The sequence below is a fragment of the Paenibacillus sp. cl6col genome (assembly GCF_900102125.1).
GTDB classification, from domain to species: Bacteria; Bacillota; Bacilli; order Paenibacillales; family Paenibacillaceae; genus Paenibacillus_B; species Paenibacillus_B suaedae.
Genome location: NZ_FNAZ01000013.1, coordinates 34,791 through 55,478, shown reverse-complemented (window position 1 = coordinate 55,478; position 20,688 = coordinate 34,791). Strand labels below are relative to the sequence as shown.

At 47.0% G+C, this 20,688-nt stretch carries 19 protein-coding genes; 7 read left to right on the top strand and 12 right to left on the bottom strand.

The window, feature by feature from the left end; genetic code table 11:
- Positions 1-155: 155 nt before the first annotated feature.
- From BLS15_RS25440 to BLS15_RS29160, 3 genes are all read right to left on the bottom strand, one after another.
- Positions 156-731, bottom strand: coding sequence for a TetR/AcrR family transcriptional regulator (locus BLS15_RS25440; RefSeq protein WP_021257287.1), 576 nt, complete (start codon positions 729-731; stop codon positions 156-158).
- A gap of 173 nt (positions 732-904) precedes the next feature.
- A complete protein-coding gene (locus tag BLS15_RS25435; RefSeq protein WP_028533353.1) occupies positions 905-1,729 on the bottom strand; it encodes a hypothetical protein in 825 nt (274 codons plus the stop codon).
- A 298-nt stretch (positions 1,730-2,027) separates the two neighbouring features.
- Complete coding sequence (locus tag BLS15_RS29160; RefSeq protein ID WP_155987347.1) at positions 2,028-2,171, bottom strand: hypothetical protein; 144 nt, start codon at positions 2,169-2,171, stop codon at positions 2,028-2,030.
- Between the two features lie 99 nt (positions 2,172-2,270).
- Between BLS15_RS29160 and BLS15_RS25430 the strand changes: the two genes are divergently transcribed.
- Complete coding sequence (locus BLS15_RS25430; protein ID WP_021257289.1) at positions 2,271-2,615, top strand: DUF1360 domain-containing protein; 345 nt, start codon at positions 2,271-2,273, stop codon at positions 2,613-2,615.
- An 84-nt stretch (positions 2,616-2,699) separates the two neighbouring features.
- Here BLS15_RS25430 and BLS15_RS25425 read toward each other — a convergent pair whose 3' ends face one another.
- Together BLS15_RS25425 and BLS15_RS25420 are read right to left on the bottom strand one after the other, a co-directional pair.
- Positions 2,700-4,133, bottom strand: a complete 1,434-nt coding sequence (locus BLS15_RS25425) for an amino acid permease (RefSeq protein WP_028533352.1) — start codon at positions 4,131-4,133, stop codon at positions 2,700-2,702.
- 305 nt (positions 4,134-4,438) lie between these two features.
- Positions 4,439-5,728 (bottom strand): NCS2 family permease, encoded by a 1,290-nt coding sequence (locus BLS15_RS25420; protein WP_021257291.1) that lies wholly within the window; start codon positions 5,726-5,728, stop codon positions 4,439-4,441.
- Positions 5,729-6,431: 703 nt separating this feature from the next.
- Here BLS15_RS25420 and BLS15_RS25415 point away from each other — a divergent pair.
- Together BLS15_RS25415 and BLS15_RS25410 are read left to right on the top strand one after the other, a co-directional pair.
- Positions 6,432-7,865: an erythromycin esterase family protein gene (locus BLS15_RS25415; protein WP_028533351.1), complete on the top strand. Its 1,434-nt coding sequence runs from the start codon at positions 6,432-6,434 to the stop codon at positions 7,863-7,865.
- 114 nt (positions 7,866-7,979) lie between these two features.
- Positions 7,980-9,413 (top strand): erythromycin esterase family protein, encoded by a 1,434-nt coding sequence (locus tag BLS15_RS25410; protein WP_028533350.1) that lies wholly within the window; start codon positions 7,980-7,982, stop codon positions 9,411-9,413.
- Positions 9,414-9,569: 156 nt separating this feature from the next.
- On the opposite strand, the gene BLS15_RS25405 is transcribed toward BLS15_RS25410, so the two are convergent.
- From BLS15_RS25405 to BLS15_RS25395, 3 genes are all read right to left on the bottom strand, one after another.
- On the bottom strand, positions 9,570-11,357 hold the full coding sequence (locus BLS15_RS25405; protein WP_090514436.1) for a sensor domain-containing diguanylate cyclase: 1,788 nt from the start codon (positions 11,355-11,357) through the stop codon (positions 9,570-9,572).
- Positions 11,358-11,652: 295 nt separating this feature from the next.
- A complete protein-coding gene (locus tag BLS15_RS25400; RefSeq protein ID WP_231515180.1) occupies positions 11,653-13,152 on the bottom strand; it encodes a DEAD/DEAH box helicase in 1,500 nt (499 codons plus the stop codon).
- Between the two features lie 63 nt (positions 13,153-13,215).
- A complete protein-coding gene (locus BLS15_RS25395) occupies positions 13,216-13,437 on the bottom strand; it encodes a YwbE family protein (protein WP_021257296.1) in 222 nt (73 codons plus the stop codon).
- Positions 13,438-13,612: 175 nt separating this feature from the next.
- Here BLS15_RS25395 and BLS15_RS25390 point away from each other — a divergent pair, with 175 nt between their 5' ends.
- The 3 genes from BLS15_RS25390 to BLS15_RS25380 all read left to right on the top strand — a co-directional run bounded on the left by BLS15_RS25390 (position 13,613) and on the right by BLS15_RS25380 (position 15,673).
- Positions 13,613-14,101, top strand: a complete 489-nt coding sequence (locus tag BLS15_RS25390) for a hypothetical protein (protein WP_090514433.1) — start codon at positions 13,613-13,615, stop codon at positions 14,099-14,101.
- Positions 14,102-14,193: 92 nt separating this feature from the next.
- The gene (locus BLS15_RS28755) at positions 14,194-14,592 is read left to right on the top strand and encodes an SDR family NAD(P)-dependent oxidoreductase (RefSeq protein ID WP_139170724.1); all 399 of its coding nucleotides are present in this window, start codon (positions 14,194-14,196) and stop codon (positions 14,590-14,592) included.
- Positions 14,593-14,716: 124 nt separating this feature from the next.
- Positions 14,717-15,673: a cation diffusion facilitator family transporter gene (locus BLS15_RS25380; protein WP_090514430.1), complete on the top strand. Its 957-nt coding sequence runs from the start codon at positions 14,717-14,719 to the stop codon at positions 15,671-15,673.
- A 106-nt stretch (positions 15,674-15,779) separates the two neighbouring features.
- On the opposite strand, the gene BLS15_RS25375 is transcribed toward BLS15_RS25380, so the two are convergent.
- From BLS15_RS25375 to BLS15_RS25365, 3 genes are all read right to left on the bottom strand, one after another.
- Positions 15,780-17,714: a M48 family metallopeptidase gene (locus tag BLS15_RS25375; protein WP_090514427.1), complete on the bottom strand. Its 1,935-nt coding sequence runs from the start codon at positions 17,712-17,714 to the stop codon at positions 15,780-15,782.
- A 67-nt stretch (positions 17,715-17,781) separates the two neighbouring features.
- Positions 17,782-18,072 carry a hypothetical protein gene (locus BLS15_RS25370; RefSeq protein ID WP_021257301.1) on the bottom strand — a complete coding sequence of 97 codons (291 nt, stop codon included), beginning with the start codon at positions 18,070-18,072 and terminating at the stop codon, positions 17,782-17,784.
- 40 nt (positions 18,073-18,112) lie between these two features.
- Complete coding sequence (locus BLS15_RS25365; RefSeq protein WP_175460838.1) at positions 18,113-19,369, bottom strand: Tle-like phospholipase domain-containing protein; 1,257 nt, start codon at positions 19,367-19,369, stop codon at positions 18,113-18,115.
- Between the two features lie 78 nt (positions 19,370-19,447).
- On the opposite strand from BLS15_RS25365, the gene BLS15_RS25360 reads away from it, so the two are divergent.
- Positions 19,448-19,765: a hypothetical protein gene (locus tag BLS15_RS25360; protein ID WP_036667514.1), complete on the top strand. Its 318-nt coding sequence runs from the start codon at positions 19,448-19,450 to the stop codon at positions 19,763-19,765.
- 92 nt (positions 19,766-19,857) lie between these two features.
- On the opposite strand, the gene BLS15_RS25355 is transcribed toward BLS15_RS25360, so the two are convergent.
- Entirely contained in the window at positions 19,858-20,499 is a 642-nt protein-coding gene (locus BLS15_RS25355) for a hypothetical protein (RefSeq protein WP_231515179.1), read from the bottom strand.
- Positions 20,500-20,688 lie beyond the last annotated feature (189 nt).

Here is a 20,688-nt window from a genome sequence, read left to right as displayed (position 1 = left end):
CTAAAACTAATTTGTTTTTATAAGTTTTCTTAGGCAAAAGACTGAGCCTAATGGTTCAGTCGATATAACCTGATGATTCCAATATGAACGACCTCATGTCCCCAGTGTGAAGCATGAGCCTTGCATTAGCGATAAGATAAATCCCCTTGCATGGATTATCTTTGTTCCTCAGATTGATCTCTAGCAACAAGCCCATACAGCATAATATCTGCAATCGACTTTAATGCATCCGGCAGCGAAATGTTCTGCTTAGCAAAAAATCGCTGATCCAAGGTTGAATTGAACGCATCCGTAATTACCTTCACGATAAAGGCCGCATTATGCCTTAATATGATGCCTTCCTCCATCCCCTGCTCCAGCAAGATTCGCAGCATCTCCCAATCATCCCGGAGAGCCTTATCAATCTTTGACCACTGCTCAGGGTATACGCGCTTCATTTGCTCCAAGATTCGGTTGTCATACAGCTCAAAGTGATTCGGAAGCACGGTCATTACCGCTTTCAATTTATCCAGAAGCGACAAGGTGTCATTCTTCATGATTTCTTCAGTCTTCGCATCACTTTCGTGCATCGTCTGTTCTATGATCGTATCTAGCAGTTCCGCTTTTGAAGAGAAATGCTCATACAAAGTGCGCTTGCTCATCCCAAGTCGACGCGCCAAATCATCCATCGTGAATTTGATCCCTTTGTCTTGCAACTCCTCTATAAATGCCTTCATAATCCGTTCGCGCATGAAATTCCCTCCATTCACGCCGACATAAAACTATAAAAACAAAAATAGTTTTCTTAGTTAATGTCACTATTATACCCTACCTTTTTGACAACAAGCAAGGCCGCGCGCCCCTCTTTTTCACACAGAAAAGCAAAGAAAACACACTCCGTATGATAAGAAGTGTGTCTGCTATATTATTTGCGTTTACCATTTGTGATTTTCTCAATTTTATATGTCTCTGCGTACACTGTTACTACTTGCTCTTGAGTTGAAGCAAAGGCCCATATGTTATTCTTGGAGTCTTTAAATCGAACTGCACGCCCAACCAATTCAACTTTTTTGCCCATTTCCTTCTCCAGTGCTTGTTTTGCTGCATGTACAGCGTTTTGATCAGCATCCTCTAGTTCATATATCACTTCGACTCTTGGAGACTTGTCCTCATCAGATTCCCAACTCACATTGAATCCTTGCCCCGCTACGTAATAAATTTCCTTTTTGTTATCTAATTCATTCAAATTAGATACTCGAGTGATTCTTGCTTGTTCAATTTCAATATTCGCATCTCCCACTACCGTTCGAAGCGCGCTTACTGCTTTTTCTTTTTTCGACTTCTCCCAATTGTTAAATGGGATGGTAAATCTAAAAATCCCTGATGTGGATGTAATCAATTCCACCGAACAGTTTCCATCCTCCCAAGGTATGACGATTTCTTTACCGTCCAAGTATGGTTTCGAGAAAGTAACCGACTTCCCAGCAATTTTTTCTACAGTCGGCCTTAACGCTTGGATAAACGCTTCATCTACCCACTTTATCTTTTCGTCTTGCTTCTGTGCTGGCGTTTTCCCCATCGGCTTCTCCATAATTGATGTTAACTCTACTGCTGAAGTCGGTTGAAGTGCTTGCGTTGCGGAAGGAGAAGGAGCTTGTTTGGTTTGTTGCCCCCATATTACCACTGCCATCGTTGTCCCGATAATAATCAAAAATATACTTCCCCATACCCAAATTGATTTTTTCCTCACGCAGTTCTGTCCCCTCTTAATTGATATGTAATTGTGTAGTTTGCACTCAACAACACACCAGAATTTTATCTCCCAAAATATTCCTACCCAATTATAGGTTCCCTCTTAGATAGATTGCAACCTCAATCTCCCTAAGCAAATTCTTGATAATTGCATTGCATGTGCCCAACACAAAAAGAGCCTGCCCGTCTTATGACGGAACAGGCCTTAAGGTAGGAGCAGGAGCCTTCCCATGAACTGAAATCACCTTGCTGTGGACCAATGCATATGTTGGAGTACATCTTACCAGCTACATGACTTATCGAATCGGCTTAATTGCAGATACCGCTTCAACTTTCCGTGCTGTCATCTGGATGCCTTGCGGAGATTGCGGCTTCGCATCACTCTGAATGACCTTGATTGGGCTGCTGACCTTATTCATCTGGTTGCAGAAGCACATCATCTGTCACCTCCATTCCCTATATCCGTTTCTAGCATATGCAGTCTCTCACTAGATGGATTGGACATGTCGACATCTGCCAAGCGGAAAGGAGAATGTATGATGATCACCTGGATTGAGCTGTTCATATTAGCGCTGGCTTCCTTTCGCCTGACCCATCTGCTCGTCTATGACGACATTATGGAATGGCTGCGCAAGCCTTTTTTGTCTGTTACGTATGTAACCGATGAGAATGGCAATGTGTCGCGAATTACGGAACCAAGAGGCAAGGGGCTTCGCTATTGGCTGGGCTCACTAATAAGCTGCCATTGGTGTACAGGCATTTGGTGTGCCACCTTGCTGACAGCACTGCAGTTCTACGCCCCCGTCACCTATCCATTTATCGTATTATTAGCTGTCGCTGGCATTGCCGCGCTAATCGAGACCTACTTGCTGCGAAAGATGTAATGTTGCACGCTTGCTAGGCAAGCACACAAAAAAGGAGCCCAAGCTTTTTAGCTTGAGCTCCTGTCCTATTCATAAATACGCATCTTATCGATTGTTCTTGCCCAGCCTTGCGATCATCGGCAAGATCAAGCCTAAACCAAGCAAAATGAATGGCGTGATGACGTTCAGCATTAGCTGGAAGTACCATTCTGACGTAAATGCCTCAACTTTAGGGAACATCCCCATAATACAAGCGAAAGCCGTAAAGACGAAACACCACAAACCGATCACGAAGCCGACCTTGCGATTTTTCACAAATTTATAATCGGATTGGAACTTGTCCCCTAGCTTCATGAGCGCCATGAAGGCTGCGAATACCCATAGGTAACGAAGCGGCATTACGATCGAGTTCAGATCAAGCAGCCAGTTGAAGAGCGAGTTCATGTTGCCAATTCCGATCGCCGGAATAACAATCAGAATCCCTACAAGTACTGCTGTCATAATGTATCCATTGACTGGCGTGTTGCGCTCGTTCGTCTTCATCAGCTTCTGAGGCACGAACTTCTTGTCCGCATCAAGCAGCAATACTTTCAGCGGTGCATCGATAGAGAAGGCCAACGCCGAAATTTGTGCAAGTGTGTTCGCTATCGCATACAGCACGAGGAATGTATTGCCGATTCCATAATATTCACCAAGCATCTTGAACGCATAGTACTGTCCGTTCATCTTCAAATCTGCCGGAATGTTGTTCGAATCGAACATCATGCCCATTGCGAACGAACCGAGCAAGGCACATACAGCAACCATCCCCGCCAGAATCAGCATCCCGCGAGGGAATTCCTTCGAAGGATTGTTTGTATTGTTGACGTATGGTGAGATTTTCTCCGCTCCACCTACGGCAAATACGAGCATGGACAATGTCGTGAAGTATGCGAAGTTAAAGTCCGGAATGAACGAGCTGACCGACATATCTGCCGTCGCAATCGTCGCGCCCGTCAGTGCAGGTGCTGTCACCGCAAGTACAATGTACAGAAGCGACATAATGAAGATGGACATCCCTGCAATCGTACCGATCTTCTTCAAGGAATTGAGCCCGCGGGAAGCAACCCACAGGAATACGAGAAATACGGCCAAGCAGATAAGCTGCAGCGTCAATGTGGAAAACTGATTAATAAAGTTCCCACTGCCTGTTACTGTCCAGCCGAGTGCGATCAGGATCCCTTGCGGCTTCTGAGCCAGGTATGGAATGTGAACAACCCAGTACGTCCAAGCAGCCAAATAAGCGACTGTAGGTCCCATCGTTTCTTTTACCCAGGAACTAACGCCGCCTTGATCGTTTTTGAATGTTGAACCCATTTGTCCAACCATCAGTGCGTAAGGCACGAAATACAGCGCGATAATAAGTATCCAAGATGTTACAACCGTTAACCCTTGGTTTGCATAGTTATTAACAACGTTGCCAAACCCCCACACGGAGACGAAAGCTATCAAGGCAATGTTATACCATCGAAGCTTTTTGTTATCGTCGTTGCGGTTCATGTTGCAAAAGCTCCTCTCACTACTTGTGGAAATATGTTACAATTATGTGTGCAGACACTTTATTAGTATACAATTATCAAGATATGGATTCATAAAGAAACTTCTTCATTTGTTGGATCATATTGGGGCATCCACATTACCTATAAATTGCCCAGTTCGTGTACACTTTATGCCACTACGACCACTCCTAGCCTATCAGACGACTTACAACAAATAGGGGTTTGATCCGAATTCAAAAATATAAAAAAGCCCCGGAGCTGAGTTCCGAGGCTTTTCCTTACGATATTGGATTCCTGCCAACAACCTTAGTGGGCTGGGAAGAAAGCCATTTGAATAGCGAAAATTACGCCAAATACATATAGAATCGGATGGACTTCTTTCCCTTTGCCGCTGAATAGCTTCATAAGCGGATAGGTAATGAAGCCGATCGCAATCCCAGTAGCAATGCTCGAGGTAAGCGGCATGCTGATTAGAATCGCGAATGCCGGGAAGGCTTCGTCGAACTCTTTCCATTTAATACGTGCTAGCCCGTCCATCATGAAACAACCAACAATAATAAGCACTGGAGCTGTAATCGCTGGCAAGGATGAAATCCCTGCGAGAACCGGCGAGAAGAATAGAGACAGGAAGAACAACCCTGCTACAACAACGGAGGTCAACCCTGTACGTCCACCAGCAGCAACACCTGCCGAAGATTCAATGTACGCACTGGATGGTGTCGTTCCCATCAGAGAACCTGCTGTTGTCGCAAGCGCATCCGCCATCAATGCCTGTTTCGCACGCGGAAATTGATTGTTCTTCATTAGACCTGCCTGCTCCGCTACCCCAATCATCGTACCCGTTGTATCGAAGATCGTAACGAGCAAGAAGGCGAATACAACTGTGTATAGGCCATGAGAGAATACACCCGCTATATCCACATCGAACAGCACTGGTGCTGTTGGAAGCGCAATAAAGCCGTCAAACTTCATCAAGCCCATGAAGTAACCGATAATCGCCGTAGCTGCCATGCCGATGAACAAGGCACCCTGTATCTTACGGGCCATCAGGATAAGCGTGATGAACAATCCCGCCAAGGTTAGCACCGTTACCGGTTTATGCAAATCCCCGAAAGCAACCATGGTTGCCTCATTCGGCACGACAATACCGGAGGATTTCAAGCCGATAAAAGCGATAAAGAGGCCAATGCCTGCCGTAATCCCAAACTTCAACGAACTGGGAATTGACTCAATAAGCGTTTCACGCAGCTTCGTAAACGTCAGCAACAAGAAGATAATACCTGCCAGGAACACTGCTCCAAATACAGCCTGATAGCTCACACCCTGTGAAGCTACTACAGAAGCAAAGTATGCATTCATCCCCATTCCTGGTGCTACAGCAATTGGGTGATTCGCGAACAAAGCCATATATAACGTACCGATAATTGCCGAGATTACCGTTGCGGTAAACACTTGCTGGAATGGAACTCCAGCACTCGACAATATCGCTGGATTCACGACAACGATATATACCATCGTTAAGAACGTTGTAATGCCCGCCGTCACTTCTGTGCGCGCGTTCGTTCCGTTTTCTTTCAATTTAAACCATTTTTCCATTGTATCAAGCTGCTCCTTTCATAAGCAACAAAACTAACACTTAGGCATCTTATTAGAAAGGCGATTCTTTGTCAATAAATTTGTACATTTATTCGTTTTTAGGTCACATATATTCCAATATAACACAGAAAATCAGCCAGATAACCCGGCTAAATACGAACATTATGTTTATCAATCAATTTCATCACAAGCCGAGTAAGCCCATCTTTACCAATTGTGACTAAATGAAACAACGATCTATATAAGTGTTCCCTTCCATGCGAGAGAGATTCTTCAATGCTTGTCTGCTCCCCTTATGGATAGTATGTCTACAATTGGAGTCCTCACATTCTTCAAACACCGTTTTTCCGGGGCATTTCGACAATGTCCACATAGAATCATCATTTCTATTCATCCCCCGAACTGCTCCATTCATCCCAGAAGCTGCTCTATTCAAGCAGAATATACGGCAATTGCCTTCCATTTAGGATATGCTTGGATCATCAACGACACGAGAGGAGCCCGGGAGTTTATGAACAAGACTATAACGAAGATGGGTCTGCAATTCTTGCTTGCTTGCGGAGTATCAATACTTGTCGTATACGTCATCAAACATATGGCTTAAACCAATCTATTCCTGCTACAATCATATTCACCGGTATTTCCCGGAAAATAATATCAGTTTACATACTCATCACTATAAATCGTAAGGAGACATCATTTTATGAAATCATTTTCGACGACTTGGAAACGAAAAAGCATTCCTGTATTGTTTGCATCCGTCCTTGCGTTAGGCTCAATGCTTAGTTGGCAGTCAACTGTACATGGTCAAGCCGCAACAGCAGCAACTAGCATGCAAAGCACAACAATTGCCGGAACATCTTCAACAAAATTTACAGAGGATTGGCACAAATGGATTAAAAATAATGCTTATACATTAGATACCATTACCCCAGAGAGCACGAAAGACGGGGCCGTCACAGGCGAGCGTTTCAAAGACTTGGACATGCTGAAACCGCTTTTGTCGGATAAACGCATCGTATACTTGGGCGAAAGCTCTCATGGTGTAGGCGAATTCAATTCCGCCAAGACACGATTAATTCAATTTCTCCATCAGGAGCTTGGGTTCAATGTCGTCGCCTTCGAATCACCGCTCGGTAATGCAGCAACCGCGTTCGGCAATGTAAAGACAAGCGAGGCGGAGCAATTGATGAAGAAATCCGTATTTCCACAATGGTGGGCTACAGAAACGACTCCATTGTTCCAATACATCCAAGATTCACAGTCAACGGAAACGCCGATTAAGCTTGCCGGATTTGACATGCAATCCTTGGGACCATTTCTCAACGGAGAGATCCTGAAGGATGAAAAGCTAGCAACGCAATTTGCTGAAACCGAGAAGAAGCTGTTCCGCTGGACCAATTCCGAAGACCTTGCTGCTTACTCCGCAGTGAAGCCGGAATTGCAAAAGCTGTACAAAGACGTTAAGACAAAGGTTGCAGCCAACGAAGCTCATTTGAAGGCCATGTACCCGGACAATCCGCATCTCGTTGCAATGGTGAACCGAACGCTGGATGACCGCCTTCGCGTCGTAGATGAGTACATCGAGCTGTCGATCAAATCGAATATTGCTGCGCAGACTGGCGACTATGCAGTAGCGACGAAGATGATGGAATGGCGGGATAAGGCGATGGCCGACAATCTGCTCTGGCTGGCAACTGAAATCTATCCAATGGAAAAGATTATCGTCTGGGGACACAATGCCCATATCAGCAAAGCTGAATCTAAAATGGAGCAATCATTCATGCCTGTCGCAGGGCGATTCATGGGTGAACTTATGCAGGACTCGATGTTTGGTCCTTATAGCTACACGATTGGTCTCTATGCAGGAAGCGGAACTACCCATGACAATTTGGGCGAGCCGTTAGAGGTTCAACCGCTCCCGCCTAGCTCCATCGAATCCATTATGAAGGCAGCTAATCAGCCGTATTCCTTCGTCGATATGCGCTATGCAATGAAAGGCTCTGGGACATCATGGATGGACGAGCCGCGTACCGCACTGTACTTCGGAGTGCTGCCAGAGGTATTCGTACCTCGCGAGCAATACGACGGGATTCTCTACATCGACAAGGTACAGCCGCCAACACCGATTAAGTAACAACTGCTTGCACCGATAGATGCATCGAACGATTGAATGAAACCGCAGCCGGTAAGCGAACAATGCAACACAATGAATCGCAGCTTCGATACCTAACACTTGGAGGACAATCCGATGAAATCAAAAAAAGGAACATGGAAACGTCAAAGCCTATCTCTAGCTCTCGCTTCCGTTATCGCACTTGGTACAATGCTCTCCTTCGGAGCCCCTATACATGCTCAGGCTTCATCTGATAAGCAGGGAGATCAGCTGGAGCAAGCACGTACCAGCTCACAAACACGTGAAGATTGGAAGAACTGGCTGAGCGACAACGCAGTCTCGCTGAATTCGATCAATCCTGAACAGACTGGATCAGACGCACGAATCGCACCCGAGAAATTTGCCGATTTAGAGGCCTTAAAGCCATTACTGCAAGGCAAGCGAATCGTCTATTTGGGCGAGAGTTCACATGGGGCAGCTCAATACAACTCCGCCAAAACACGTCTCATTCAATATTTACATCAGGAGCTTGGGTTCAATGTCATCGCCTTCGAGACGAACTTAGGCAATGCAGCTGGCGCTTATGGCAATGTAAGCTCGCAAAAGCCGATTGCGACAATGAAAGATTCCATATTCCGCATCTGGCAAGCACAAGAGACCGTGCCACTGTATCAATACATTCAAGATACGAAACGTACCGATAAGCCGCTCACGCTGGCCGGCTACGATATGCAGCCGCAGGGCGTCATGTTCGCTGCTGATTGGATGGGCGATGCAAAGCTTGCCAAGCAGTTTCAGGAGATTGAACTAGCACTGGACGAATGGGAAATGAGCTCGAATCTGGAGGGGTATCAGAAGGTAAAACCAGGCTACTTGAAGCTGTATGAACAAATAAAAGCGACCATTCCAAAGCGTGAACAGGCGCTGCGCAAGCAGTTCCCGGACAACCCGCATATCGTACAGCTTGTACAACGCGCAATCGACAACCGAATTCAAATTGTTCGTGAATACATGGAACTGACAATTAAGTCTACTCTATATATGGAGGGCAAAAACCTCGATTATATGTCCATGATCCAATCATGGGAGTATCGCGACCAAATGATGGCAGATAACTTGGTATGGCTCGCTGACAACGTCTATAAAAACGAGAAAATCATCGTATGGGCACACAACGGACACATTAGCAAGGCACATTCCAAAGAGTTTGGCCAAGCATTGCCGCTTCGCAATATGGGCGAAATTATGCAGACGACCAAGTTCAAGGATCAAGGATATGTAATGGGCTTATTCCTAGGCAAAGGAAAGAATGCGCATGTCACACGCGAAATCTATGACGTACTTCCGCCTATGCCGCATTCTATAGAGGAACTTATGACAAGCATCGGCAAGCCTTACTCGTTCATCGATATGAGCCATGCTCCAGCCGTTCCAGGCACTACATGGATGTCGCAGCCAATGACGTCATACGTAACAGGCATCTCGCCAATAAGCAGCATTCCGAGCGAGCAATATGATGGCATCTTGTTCATCAACGACGTCACACCTCCAACATATTTGGAGAAATAAAAAATAAATAGTTATCAAGCTCCGAAACTTCATCATTAAGAAGCTTGCAGCTAGGTACGCTGATAAGCAATCGCGGCCCAGCTTATGCAGCATTGTAAATGCATAAAAAAAATTAGGATAGAGGGATTCAACTGCTTCTGAATCCCCTATCCTTCATTAATCCACTGCTACTAATCGATTGCGGCCAGACTGCTTCGCCCGGTACAGCTTCTGATCCGCCATGGCAACCAGCGTATTCGGTTCTGAGTCCTGAATATCCTCAATGCTGCAAGATGCAACACCAAGCGAGCAGGTCACAACTAGACTCACCTCTGAGCCAGCGTGCGGTACTTTAAGCGACTCTACATGAAGACGAATTTGCTCACCGATGGCCTCAGCCTGACGAAGATCCGTCATTGGCAAGATCACGCCGAACTCTTCCCCACCGTATCTGGAAACAACGGCAAGCGGCGGTGTAACCGCATTCTGAACTGCCTGCGCTACTCGTCGCAAGCATTCATCCCCAGCTAGATGGCCATACGTATCGTTATATTTTTTGAAATAATCGACATCAAGCATAATTAGTGATAGTGGACTTTTCTGCAGCTTAACCCGCTCCCACTCCTGATTCATCATCTGATCGAAGTATCTGCGGTTGTAAACCCCGGTTAACCCGTCGGTATAGGAGAAATCAGTTAGGAGCCGATTCGCCATTTGCAGCTTCTTATTTGCTTCCTTCATCTGCTCTTCCGCTACAATCCGTTCAGTTACATCATGGAAGTACACCGACACCCCGTTGCGAGACGGAAATACGCGATGCTCCAGCCATCTGCCATGCAGCTGATCAAACTCCGTAATCTCCGCCGGTTCTCCCCGCTCCATGACTTGGTGGCACACCTCGTACAGCTTGGTCTGCTTCAAGTGGGGATTAATATCCCAAATGGACCGTCCTTTTACAACTTCGAAGGAGAACCCCAAATACTTCTCCGCTTCCTTATTCATATACGTATAGCACCACTGCTTGTCTACTGCAAGAAAGGCATCGGTAATGCTATCAAGAATAATTGCAATTTGTTCCTGTGAATTGTGGAGCGCCCTTTGAGAATGATGGAGCTTCACATTGAGCTGATTCATCTGATAAAAGAAGACAAATAGTACAACTGTTGCCGACAGCAATGAGTTAACGCATGCCACGTACCAGCCAAGCGTGTATCTATCGTTGGCCAGCAAAGTGATCGACACATCCAAAAAGAATGTGAAAACAGACAAAAGAAGCCATAAGTGCAGCAGGCTCCTTCCACGAGTTACCACATACAAATACATACAAGCCACAAGACTAATTACCCATACAATAGGGCCTATCCCTGTTGAAAGGAGAAGACCTTGGCTGCTATCCGAAATAAGCGTAGGCAGCCATTCATGCTGACCTGCCAATATATACGTAATCATCCCGACAACCAGCACTACAACAATAAACATCACAGTTGAAGCAGCCGTCTTATTCTTGTGCTCTGATCGCGAATAGGACTCCTTCTGGATACTGAACGTATACAGCAGTATCCCTGCTGGAAATCCCGCATGCCAACATCCCCAGAACCATACCGAAGCCCGAGACCCTGCGTACAGAACCCCCTTATCACTGAATATGCCTGGGAAAGTCAGAAGATGCGGAATCATAATTAGCCCTGTAAAAAAAAACGTCCCCGATAAAATCAAGATTGGCTTATAACCAGTTGCACGATATTGAATATAAAGCAAATGCGAAGTCATGAAATCACCAAACATGTTCCATGCAATAAAGATCGGGAAAAAGGGAGTTACCCCCCATAGCGGCGTTGATGCATACGGTATAACCACAAGAGTGCTAACCAGCGTGACGAAGCCAATAGTCAAGGCTATCCATTTCTGTTTAGGCACAGTCGGTATACTAAATAAGCTTGCCAGTGGATCTCGTATGCGATGCATTGATGCTCTCAACCTTTCCGCCTATCACTTGTTTCAATCCGAATCCTGTTGTGATTAGTAACATAGTATCATATATCTACAGGAAGACAGGCTCAAATTCTAACAATTACAAGACATGAAGATACCTTAGCCCCAAGTAACTGCCACATTTGTGTCCTTTTTACTATATAACGAAATCAGCCTGCTGTTGAAACAAAAGCAACTGTATCACCATGGGCAAAAGGGCTGCCCAATTTGAGACAGCCCTCCTATTATAACCGCCTTACACGATTATTGTATTTAAATGTAACATGCTCTATCGGGAACGACGTCCGCCGCCACGACCGGATGAGCGACCTCCACCTTGGCTCGAACGGCCGCTGGATTGGCCACCAGACTTGCCGCGGCTCTCTTGGCGACCAGCGCCTTGGCTTGACTGCGACCGGGAACTACGGCCCTGGCCTCGTCCATCGCGCGCACTGCTGCGTCCGCCATGGCCTTCATTTCTCGCTTCACGCCGTCCGCTACGGCCACCCGCATCACTGCCTTGCTTGCCGCGAGCAGCACCGCGTCCACCTCGACCTGCACCTTGACCGCGTGCATCCTTCGCGTCGCTTCGTGTTCCACGACTATTGCCGCGTCCGCCACGTCCGGAACTGCGTTCATTGTCTGACTTCTTGCCACGACCAGTCCGAACATCGCCAGCAACCTCAGTGTGCTCCCCATCTTGATTACGACGCTCCAGCTTCTGTCCGATGCCGCGCTCGATCAGCTCCACAGCCATACGATCTCTAGGAGAAGCGAATGTGATCGCGATCCCTTGCGCACCTGCGCGGCCTGTACGGCCAATGCGGTGGATATAGCTCTCTGCATCCTGAGGGACATCATAGTTGAACACATGTGTAATACCCTCTACATCCAGCCCTCGTGCCGCAACATCCGTCGCGACAAGCAGTTGCATCTTCACCTTGCGGAAGCGTTCCATAACCTGCTCCCGCTTCGACTGCGACAAGTCGCCATGCAGTTCGTCCGAATCATAGCCCATTTCAAGCAATTCTTCATTCAGCTTGCTTGCTCTGCGCTTCGTCCGGCAGAAAATAATGGCTTGATAAGGGCGATGCTCATCAATAAGCTTGCACAGAGTCGCCTGCTTCGCACGATCTGTCGTTTGCACGACAATCTGCTTCACGTTCTTCACGGTAATACGCTCGCTCTGCACATGGATATCAATCGGACTGCGCATAAATCGCTCAGCCAAGCGTCTTACATTCACTGGCATAGTAGCAGAGAACAGCAGCGTCTGGCGATTCGTTGGAATCTGGCGAATAATTTCCTCTACTTCCCCTAGGAAGCCCATATGAAGCATTTGATCCGCCTCATCCAATACCAATGTCTTCACTTTCGACAGCGAGATTGTCCCGCGTCTCAGATGATCAAGCAATCGACCTGGCGTTCCGATGACAAGCTGACGACCGCCCTGGAGCTTGCGCATTTGACGTTCTACATCTTGTCCACCGTATACGGCTAGCACGTTCACACCTTCATAAGCCTCAATAAGCTTCTTCGCTTCTGCCGTAATTTGCAGAGCCAACTCCCGCGTAGGTGCAACAATCAATGCCTGAACATGTGTTGAACTTGCATCAATGCGTTGAATAATTGGCAGCAGGAAGGCAAGCGTCTTGCCTGTCCCCGTCTGCGCCTGTGATACAACATCTTCTCCTGACAGTACGACCGGAATCGTCTCAGCCTGAACCGGTGTTGGCACCGCAATTCCATGTTGATTCAATGTGTGCACCAATTGCTCCGTTACTCCCAATTGTGCGAATCCTCGTTGATTTAAGCCCGTCAGACAGGCCACCCCATTTCTGTATGATTCAATCTAGTCCCTATCTTGTGATGATGTATGGAAAATCGACTTCACTCTGCCTACTTGTCCATCCTGCAGGCGTACCTTGATGCCATGCGGATGAGATGGAGAATTCGTCAGAATATCCTTCACGATACCTCTTGTCGTCTTGCCCGTACGCTGATCCTGTTTTAGCACAATATCCACCTCAAGACCAGCAAATATATGCTTTCGCTGCTGCCCATTCTGTTCCATGAAGACACTGCTCCTTGCTCATTCTATCCTTACCTGCTGACTTGCAGCAGAACCGATTACGCCAACATTTTCATGTATGTGAACGACAACGGTATCCACATATTATACACGGAAACGTCCCTATGGTATAATGGACCATCAAGATCGATTCCATCGTATAAATTCAGGAGGTAACATGCTGACGTTTGAACAGAAACTAGCGGTTATCGAATCGTTCCCAGAGCTTGAGCGTAATAATGTATCACTGGGACGAGTGAACTTCCACTATGAAGACAGCATTGTGGAGAAGAAGACTGTCGTCTATCACCTGCATCCGAACGGCAACGGATTCGTCTATGCCGGCTATGTATCGGGTTATGATACAGATGCCAAAGGCATGGTCAACATCCGTGAATACTCGGAAGAGGAGCTTCGCAAGCTCATTCGCGCCTCCATTGATTCCATGTCGCCTGCTTCACAGGAGGCTGACGTCGAGATGGAGGACACAGCTGAAGAGAGCAGCAGAGAGCGCTATATCAATGACAACTACGAGACACTATGGCTCGAGTATGACTTTGAGTTGTGGAACATCTATGCGGGCGAGAGCCTGGAAATGACATTCGAGACGCGTGAGGAAGCAGAGGAGTACTTGCAAGAGGAAGGCTTCTCACCTGCAAATTCATAGCAGCCAGCGAAGGGGGGGGAAAGAAGTGCCGTACAGACTCAGGCAGCATCTTCCCCCTTACTTTATGATTTCTTGCATATTCAGCTTACTATATGCCTCCTTGCACTTCATGCAAATCCAACCATCACTACCGTACACACTCCACGCTTCATCTCTATATCAAACAGACAGGGGGAACGACGCTAACAAGCAAGCAATCTACTCGTACATATAGAGTAGCCACAATTCGCAATCCCCATCAATCCTCCCGCCTGCTGCATGAGGCAGAGGCACAGGGCGTCAGGGAGCGGATCGACATTCAAGTTCTCGACGTGAACGACCCGAATAGCATTGCCACCGCTGCACAATATATCCTTAGCACTTATGGCAGCGTGCGCCTTCTCGTGAACAATGCTGGATTTGCGATAGACGAAAATAAACAACTAGGAGCAGCCTATTCCCGCAATCGCCCCAACACGCCCGATACGTATGCGAGCAATTACAAGCAATAAGAATGAAAATCAATTCTATTATCCATAAAACGTTCATTTGAGAAATAAGCGAGGTATGGATACAATACATTATACTCATTACTAAATGAGAATCTTTTTACTTTAATAAAAAGGATGGTTCCTTATGACTCACCACGACTACCACCATCTCAACCATGTGAAGGAACAAGTCACTTCGAAGCGTACATTGTGGATTACATTAGCCTTGACCTTATTCTTCACCATTGTTGAAATTGTGGGCGGGCTTCTGTCCAACTCACTTGCTCTCTTATCCGACTCTGCTCATATGATATCGGATGTTATCGCATTAGGTCTCAGTATGACCGCCATTTACATGGCAACTCGGGAACCCAACCAGCGATATACGTTTGGCTATCTCCGATTCGAAATCATTGCATCCTTCCTGAATGGACTGGCTCTGATTGTGATTGCAATTGGAATCGTTGTCGAGGGTGTTAAGCGGATGGTTCATCCGCAAGATGTTGATCTGCGGCTGATGCTGATTATCGCTACGATCGGCTTGATCGTAAACATTGTCCTGACGCTTGTATTGAGTCATAGCATGAAGGAAGAGGACAACCTGAATGTAAAGAGTGCCTTGTGGCACTTTATCGGTGATTTACTCAGCTCTGTAGGTGTTATTGTATCAGCCATTCTCATCTATTTCACAGGACTGTACGTGTTGGATCCATTGATTAGTATGGTGATTGGGGCCATCATTTGCATTGGCGGCGCGAAAATCATTCGCGAATCCATCCTCATATTAATGGAGGCTGTCCCTGACAAATACGATCTGGAGGAAATACGTGCGGAAATGAACCAGGTGGAAGGAGTAGAAGATGTCCATGAGCTTCATCTGTGGGCGGTATCCACCGATCACTATTCATTGACAGCGCATGTCTTCATCCGTGAGGATATTCAGCCCTTCTGCGTCATTCTGGCTATCAATCATATGCTTAAGGCGAAGTACGGCATTGAGCACACCACGATTCAAATTGAGCATCCTGCCATGCATGATCATGGTGAATATGGCAAGCAATTTTTGCAACAAGCTGAGAGCGCAGAAACTAACCCAGTGTAAGAGATAAGCCTCACGAGTATCCTAGTCGCCACAATGGAAAGCAGCCTGCCGAGTTACTGCTCAGCAAGCTGCTTTCTTTGTTAGGATATAAGGGATATAAACAGCATCAACCGACTTCTTGCTCGCCTATATGACTTACATGATAAATATACGACCCAGGAATTGATTTCATCTGTTCGATCACACCATGATAGGTAGCGTAATCGATCATGTACACATAGGCCCCTGGTAAATCCAGTTCTTCCGCACATTTGTCCGTAAATTCGGAGAGCCACTCTGCCTCTTGGCCAGCAGCCTCCTGCGGTACGTCAACAACTACCCCATATAGGTACACTCCATATTGATCAGGGAAATGCTCCAATTTCTTCTGAACCAGATACGCTTCTTGGATGATAGGGATAGAAGCAAGCTTCTCTCTGGTATCCTTCAGCTCTTGCTCACTCAGCCCATGATGGATATAGGTGTTGTCCTGAAAGGTTAGATGCGTACGTTCCTCAATCGCATCCTTGTTCTCTTCCATCCAATCCATCGCGCGTTCCGCATAAGAATCAGCTTCCTCATATCGCCCCATGTGAACCAGATAATTGTAGATCCACCGGCACATCTGATTCGTCCGGAACATATCCAGCTTCATCACTCGTTCAAGCAGATGAATTCCGCCTTCATCTAAATACTGCAAGCGGATGCGCCCTTCTTCTTGCAGTGGCTCAATCTGATCCACATACTCCTCATTAATACGTTCTAGAAGAGGAAGAGCTTCTTCGCCGCCATACAGCAATTCCGTTGTATGCGCATAACGGCGCCCCTGCTCGAAGCTCAGCTTGCCTTGCTGCTGAAGCTCTTGCTTCAGCTCTTCATGCTCCGCCCGTACCGGCGCATATTCGTGGTGTCGCTCTTGCCAGCTTGTTGCAATTTGTGCAATCCAGCGGTTGTCCACTTCTTCCAGCAGCACCTTGTACAAGCTGCCTAGAAAATATTCTGCCGCCGTAGAGCCGCTTAATGGTTCCCAAGAAGGAACATGAGGCGCCTCAGAAGACTGCTGAATCGCCTGCAGCCGATCCGACAAGGACGGGTGCGTGTCCGTCAGTCCCGTTCGTTCAGCTAGTGCCGCCTGCCCCCATTGCCGCACCGTACGTTCTGGAAGGCCCTCTTGCAAGAAACGTTCCAACGAAACGTAAATACGAGGAGGTTCCGATACGCGCTGTGCAGCCCGATACTGCTTCGGCCAAAATACTTCCGACAAATAAGCGCCTAACACATGGACCTTATACAGGGAGGAGACCGTTACTTCAGCGCCAGCCAGCTGCACTGAGGCGCGGTCTGCACTATATTCGTTCGCCCGCCGCAGTACGAATGTATATGCGGAGTAGTAAGGATAGAACTTGTTAAAGAATTTCTTGAACAACCCTGTACCGAACTGATTTTTCTCCTCCAGCTTCCCTACAATCGTTCCCCATGTCTTCACGACCCGGTATACCCAGCCTGAGAACCGGCTGTCACCGCCAGACAAATGGCCAAGCTCATGCGCGATTGTCGAACGGAACTCTTCTGGCGTAGAGGCCATCATGTAAGGCAATCCAACAATCAATATATTTTTGTGCCAACCAAACATACCTAAGCGAGGATGCTGCAGCATCGCAGCATTGAATTGTTCATCTACGATGATGCTGTCCACGCGAGGGGCCTTTAATTCACGCGCCATTCGATCGACCTCTGCATACAGTTCCGGCACTTCCGAACGCAACAATACGCGCCCTTCCGGCTGCTCGAAGCGAACCCATAATGAACGTAGAATAATAAGCGCAAGCGGAATAAGAATAATGAATAGCTTTACTTCACCCGCATTGACTCGTCCAGTGAAGATGGAATACCAGATGAGACCGCCTACTAAACCAAGCAGAATTGCTAAAATGAGATAAATATAGCTGAATCCAAGCACTGTTAATCCAAGTACGCGCAGCTTGTATCCTTGCGGAGAGCGCTTCGCGGACTTCTCTAGACGTTCGATGAGAGCTGCGAACTTCTCGTAATCGACTTCCATTCTGTTATGCACCTGCTTCTTATGTAGTCATACATACGATATCTATCATGCTGCTTCCTTCAACCCTTCACATCCAGCGTACTGAAGCCGCAGACTGATCCGCACGTTCCATATCCTGAATATACCGGAGCAGCTCTTGCTGACGCTCCGTCAGGAGGCGCCTTCGCATGACAAGCTCTGATTGGAATTTGCTTAACCGCTGCTTCATCTCATCAGCAGAGATACCAACCCAATCCTGAAGCCTCGCAAGCTGCTGCTGAACATACTGCTCATTGCGCTCTAGCAGTTCTGCTAACTGACCAATCTGCTTGTGCGCTTGGCGCAAATCATTCAATTCGACCAGGATACGGTCGTTCATCATATTCCCTCCTTTGCTTCTCGACCTTCCATTCATTTCATTAAGCCAAATCAGCTGCCTTGAACTCATTGGCCTTGCGATCAATATAGCCTGCAAGCTCCTGCACTGCAGTCGCATACCATTCCGTCATCTGCGTAAGTTCTTGCGTGGTGTTCTCTGCTATCGATACGATGCGCTTGCTCTGACTCGTATGAATCAACTTCGTAATACTGCCAACTGCCGAGCCCGCCTGATCATGGAATTGTCCAACATGCTGCTCTAGCGTTCGCGCAACACTGCTGAGCTCTTCGGGGCGAAGCGCAATCAGCTTGCCTCCACCTAGTCCCTCCATGGCCGCGCTTAACGCAGCTTGAACGAGCCCCCCGCCTAATGACATCCCCGCAAGAAGAACGGAATCGCCTTCAAGCAGCGCACGCGGCGAAATCGTCAATTTTTCCCCTGTCGCCCGATTGATCAGCTCATTCTTGATATCGCCATCCTTATTGAACTTGTATTGATCCAAGGAATGAAAATTTTTATCGCCGGATATGGTATCAATAAACCGTTTAATCCGTCCCTTAATACCCTTGTATTCGCTATTCGCGGTCTTAAAACCTTCGCCAAGATAATACGTTGAGCCAACATGGCTATCATACTCTTTGAGCGGTCCCGCTCCTATCGAATCGCTCGGGTGCACATAATTGATAATTTTGTCGTCAAACTCTCCATTTTTGGCCTTTTCCGCTAATTTGTCAGGCAGCAGATTCGTTACGCTTGGTGCACTGTACGTTACCGCACCAACACTATTTTTAGCGCCAGCATACTGCGCCAAGCCGCCGCCAAGGGAGTGTCCGGTCAACGTAACCTCATATTCGGGATACTCCTCCTTCACCTGCCTCACGAGCACATCAGCTTGCCGGAACTGATTATGCTTGTAGTCATGTATATCTTGCTCCATATTTTTCCTCGGGTCTAGGTACGAGAGAATTATATTTTCCCTGGAACTGAATCGTTCCTCCAAATCCTTCGCCTTGCCGAGAACAACATCATTTAAATCCGTCTTGAAATCAGGTAGTGAACGATCAAGGCTTGATGACCCTTCTGTACCTCGAAATCCAACAACTACTTGCTTCGTATCCTTATTGCGGAACACGACTGCATCGAATCCAGATTCAGAATCATGCAGCATCGTGCCCTTCGGCTCAACAACCTCCCACGAGCCACTTGCGCCATCATATGCGCCAGGTGGAACCTTATCATAAGCTGAACTGGACATTTTCCAATAATCTTCATCTGATATGCGTGTTTTTTGGGCCATAGGATTCTCCTGTCTTTTCATTTTTTGGTATCTATCATACAATATTATAAAAATACTTCCTGTAGGAGTGAAGACGTTATGCAAAAAAATGTCCGCTATACAGGTTTTTTGATTCTCATTTTTGCAATCTTAATAGGATGTGAAGCCGCTATGAACCCTGAACAAAAGCAAGCAGCTGTTCAACAAGCAATGGCAACAGGAACTGAATATTTTAAGGACAAATACGGTTTGGAGACGGAATGGACAGAGCATCAATTCCAGCCTGAGCATGCCTCCAGTCACATTGCGTTATACGGGCATGTCAAGGATAAGCCTGAGGACAACATTTACATTCTTATCAATTACAAGACGTTCGAAGTGATCAGTTCGGTGCACCCGAAGGAAGAAATTTCATAAAACTAAAAAAGTAGATTCATCTTGAATCTACCTGAACCGATGCACAAAGAACCCTCATCATGAGGGTTCTTCCCTTATCAGTAAGCTCATATTTACAACGCCACAGACATGCCGCCCCATTCCAATTCCTCTTGGTAAACAGGCTGTACCAGATTGCGCAGGTCACCCTTATATACAAGTTCCAGCATCTCGGAGCTGCGGAAATCATCGGGCTCTACAGCTGCCGCAGGCTTACCGACGACGTTCAGGCCGCATTCCTCGAATAGCGAAGCGACGAATTGAGAACAGAAAAATGCCTTCTCCCGCTCAACCTGCAGCTTGAATGGAATGCCTAGCACACCAAGCAAGTTATACGAATATTTAGCTTCATTGAACATCATGGTGATGATGCGGGCACGAATCATATGGTATTGCGCAGCATTCACCATACAACGGTACATGGCGCATATCGTCGGCTTACCGTCAGCACGCAGTAGATCACGCTCTACCTCTTCACGCATGAAGCCTGCTGTTAACGGAATTCGGGAAGGCTTCTGTCCGAAGCTATATACTTCCCGCAATGCCGGATCGAAGGCAACGGATACGTGATTTAGCGGTGCCTTGGTGTACATTCGAATGAGCTTAGAAAACAGTGTTCCTGTATCGGTCAGTACAATATAAATCGGATACCTCTTCGCATCACCCTGTCCTGTGCCCTTACCCGCATTGATTATGCTGTCCATCCATTCAGCCATGCTACATTCGCCCCTATCGCTCTCTGTATTGCTGCTACTTCCATTTTAGATATTGAACATATACCCCGACACGTGCTGGCGACGGGTTCTGAACTGGACTTTCGTCGGGTGATCACATCCAACCTGCTTTTTTCCTCTCAGATTCTTAAGCAGCAGCCACTCATTAATAGCGGCTCCTCCCACACTGTA

Excerpts from the sequence above, each read along its gene's own strand:
- BLS15_RS25440 (WP_021257287.1), bottom strand. The coding sequence starts at position 731 with ATGCGCGAACGGATTATGAAGGCATTTATAGAGGAGTTGCAAGACAAA.
- BLS15_RS29160 (WP_155987347.1), bottom strand. The coding sequence starts at position 2,171 with ATGATGTGCTTCTGCAACCAGATGAATAAGGTCAGCAGCCCAATCAAG.
- BLS15_RS25430 (WP_021257289.1), top strand. The coding sequence starts at position 2,271 with ATGATCACCTGGATTGAGCTGTTCATATTAGCGCTGGCTTCCTTTCGC.
- BLS15_RS25425 (WP_028533352.1), bottom strand. The coding sequence starts at position 4,133 with ATGAACCGCAACGACGATAACAAAAAGCTTCGATGGTATAACATTGCC.
- BLS15_RS25420 (WP_021257291.1), bottom strand. The coding sequence starts at position 5,728 with ATGGAAAAATGGTTTAAATTGAAAGAAAACGGAACGAACGCGCGCACA.
- BLS15_RS25415 (WP_028533351.1), top strand. The coding sequence starts at position 6,432 with ATGAAATCATTTTCGACGACTTGGAAACGAAAAAGCATTCCTGTATTG.
- BLS15_RS25410 (WP_028533350.1), top strand. The coding sequence starts at position 7,980 with ATGAAATCAAAAAAAGGAACATGGAAACGTCAAAGCCTATCTCTAGCT.
- BLS15_RS25405 (WP_090514436.1), bottom strand. The coding sequence starts at position 11,357 with ATGCATCGCATACGAGATCCACTGGCAAGCTTATTTAGTATACCGACT.
- BLS15_RS25395 (WP_021257296.1), bottom strand. The coding sequence starts at position 13,437 with ATGGAACAGAATGGGCAGCAGCGAAAGCATATATTTGCTGGTCTTGAG.
- BLS15_RS25390 (WP_090514433.1), top strand. The coding sequence starts at position 13,613 with ATGCTGACGTTTGAACAGAAACTAGCGGTTATCGAATCGTTCCCAGAG.
- BLS15_RS28755 (WP_139170724.1), top strand. The coding sequence starts at position 14,194 with ATGCCTCCTTGCACTTCATGCAAATCCAACCATCACTACCGTACACAC.
- BLS15_RS25380 (WP_090514430.1), top strand. The coding sequence starts at position 14,717 with ATGACTCACCACGACTACCACCATCTCAACCATGTGAAGGAACAAGTC.
- BLS15_RS25375 (WP_090514427.1), bottom strand. The coding sequence starts at position 17,714 with ATGGAAGTCGATTACGAGAAGTTCGCAGCTCTCATCGAACGTCTAGAG.
- BLS15_RS25370 (WP_021257301.1), bottom strand. The coding sequence starts at position 18,072 with ATGAACGACCGTATCCTGGTCGAATTGAATGATTTGCGCCAAGCGCAC.
- BLS15_RS25365 (WP_175460838.1), bottom strand. The coding sequence starts at position 19,369 with ATGGCCCAAAAAACACGCATATCAGATGAAGATTATTGGAAAATGTCC.
- BLS15_RS25360 (WP_036667514.1), top strand. The coding sequence starts at position 19,448 with ATGCAAAAAAATGTCCGCTATACAGGTTTTTTGATTCTCATTTTTGCA.
- BLS15_RS25355 (WP_231515179.1), bottom strand. The coding sequence starts at position 20,499 with ATGGCTGAATGGATGGACAGCATAATCAATGCGGGTAAGGGCACAGGA.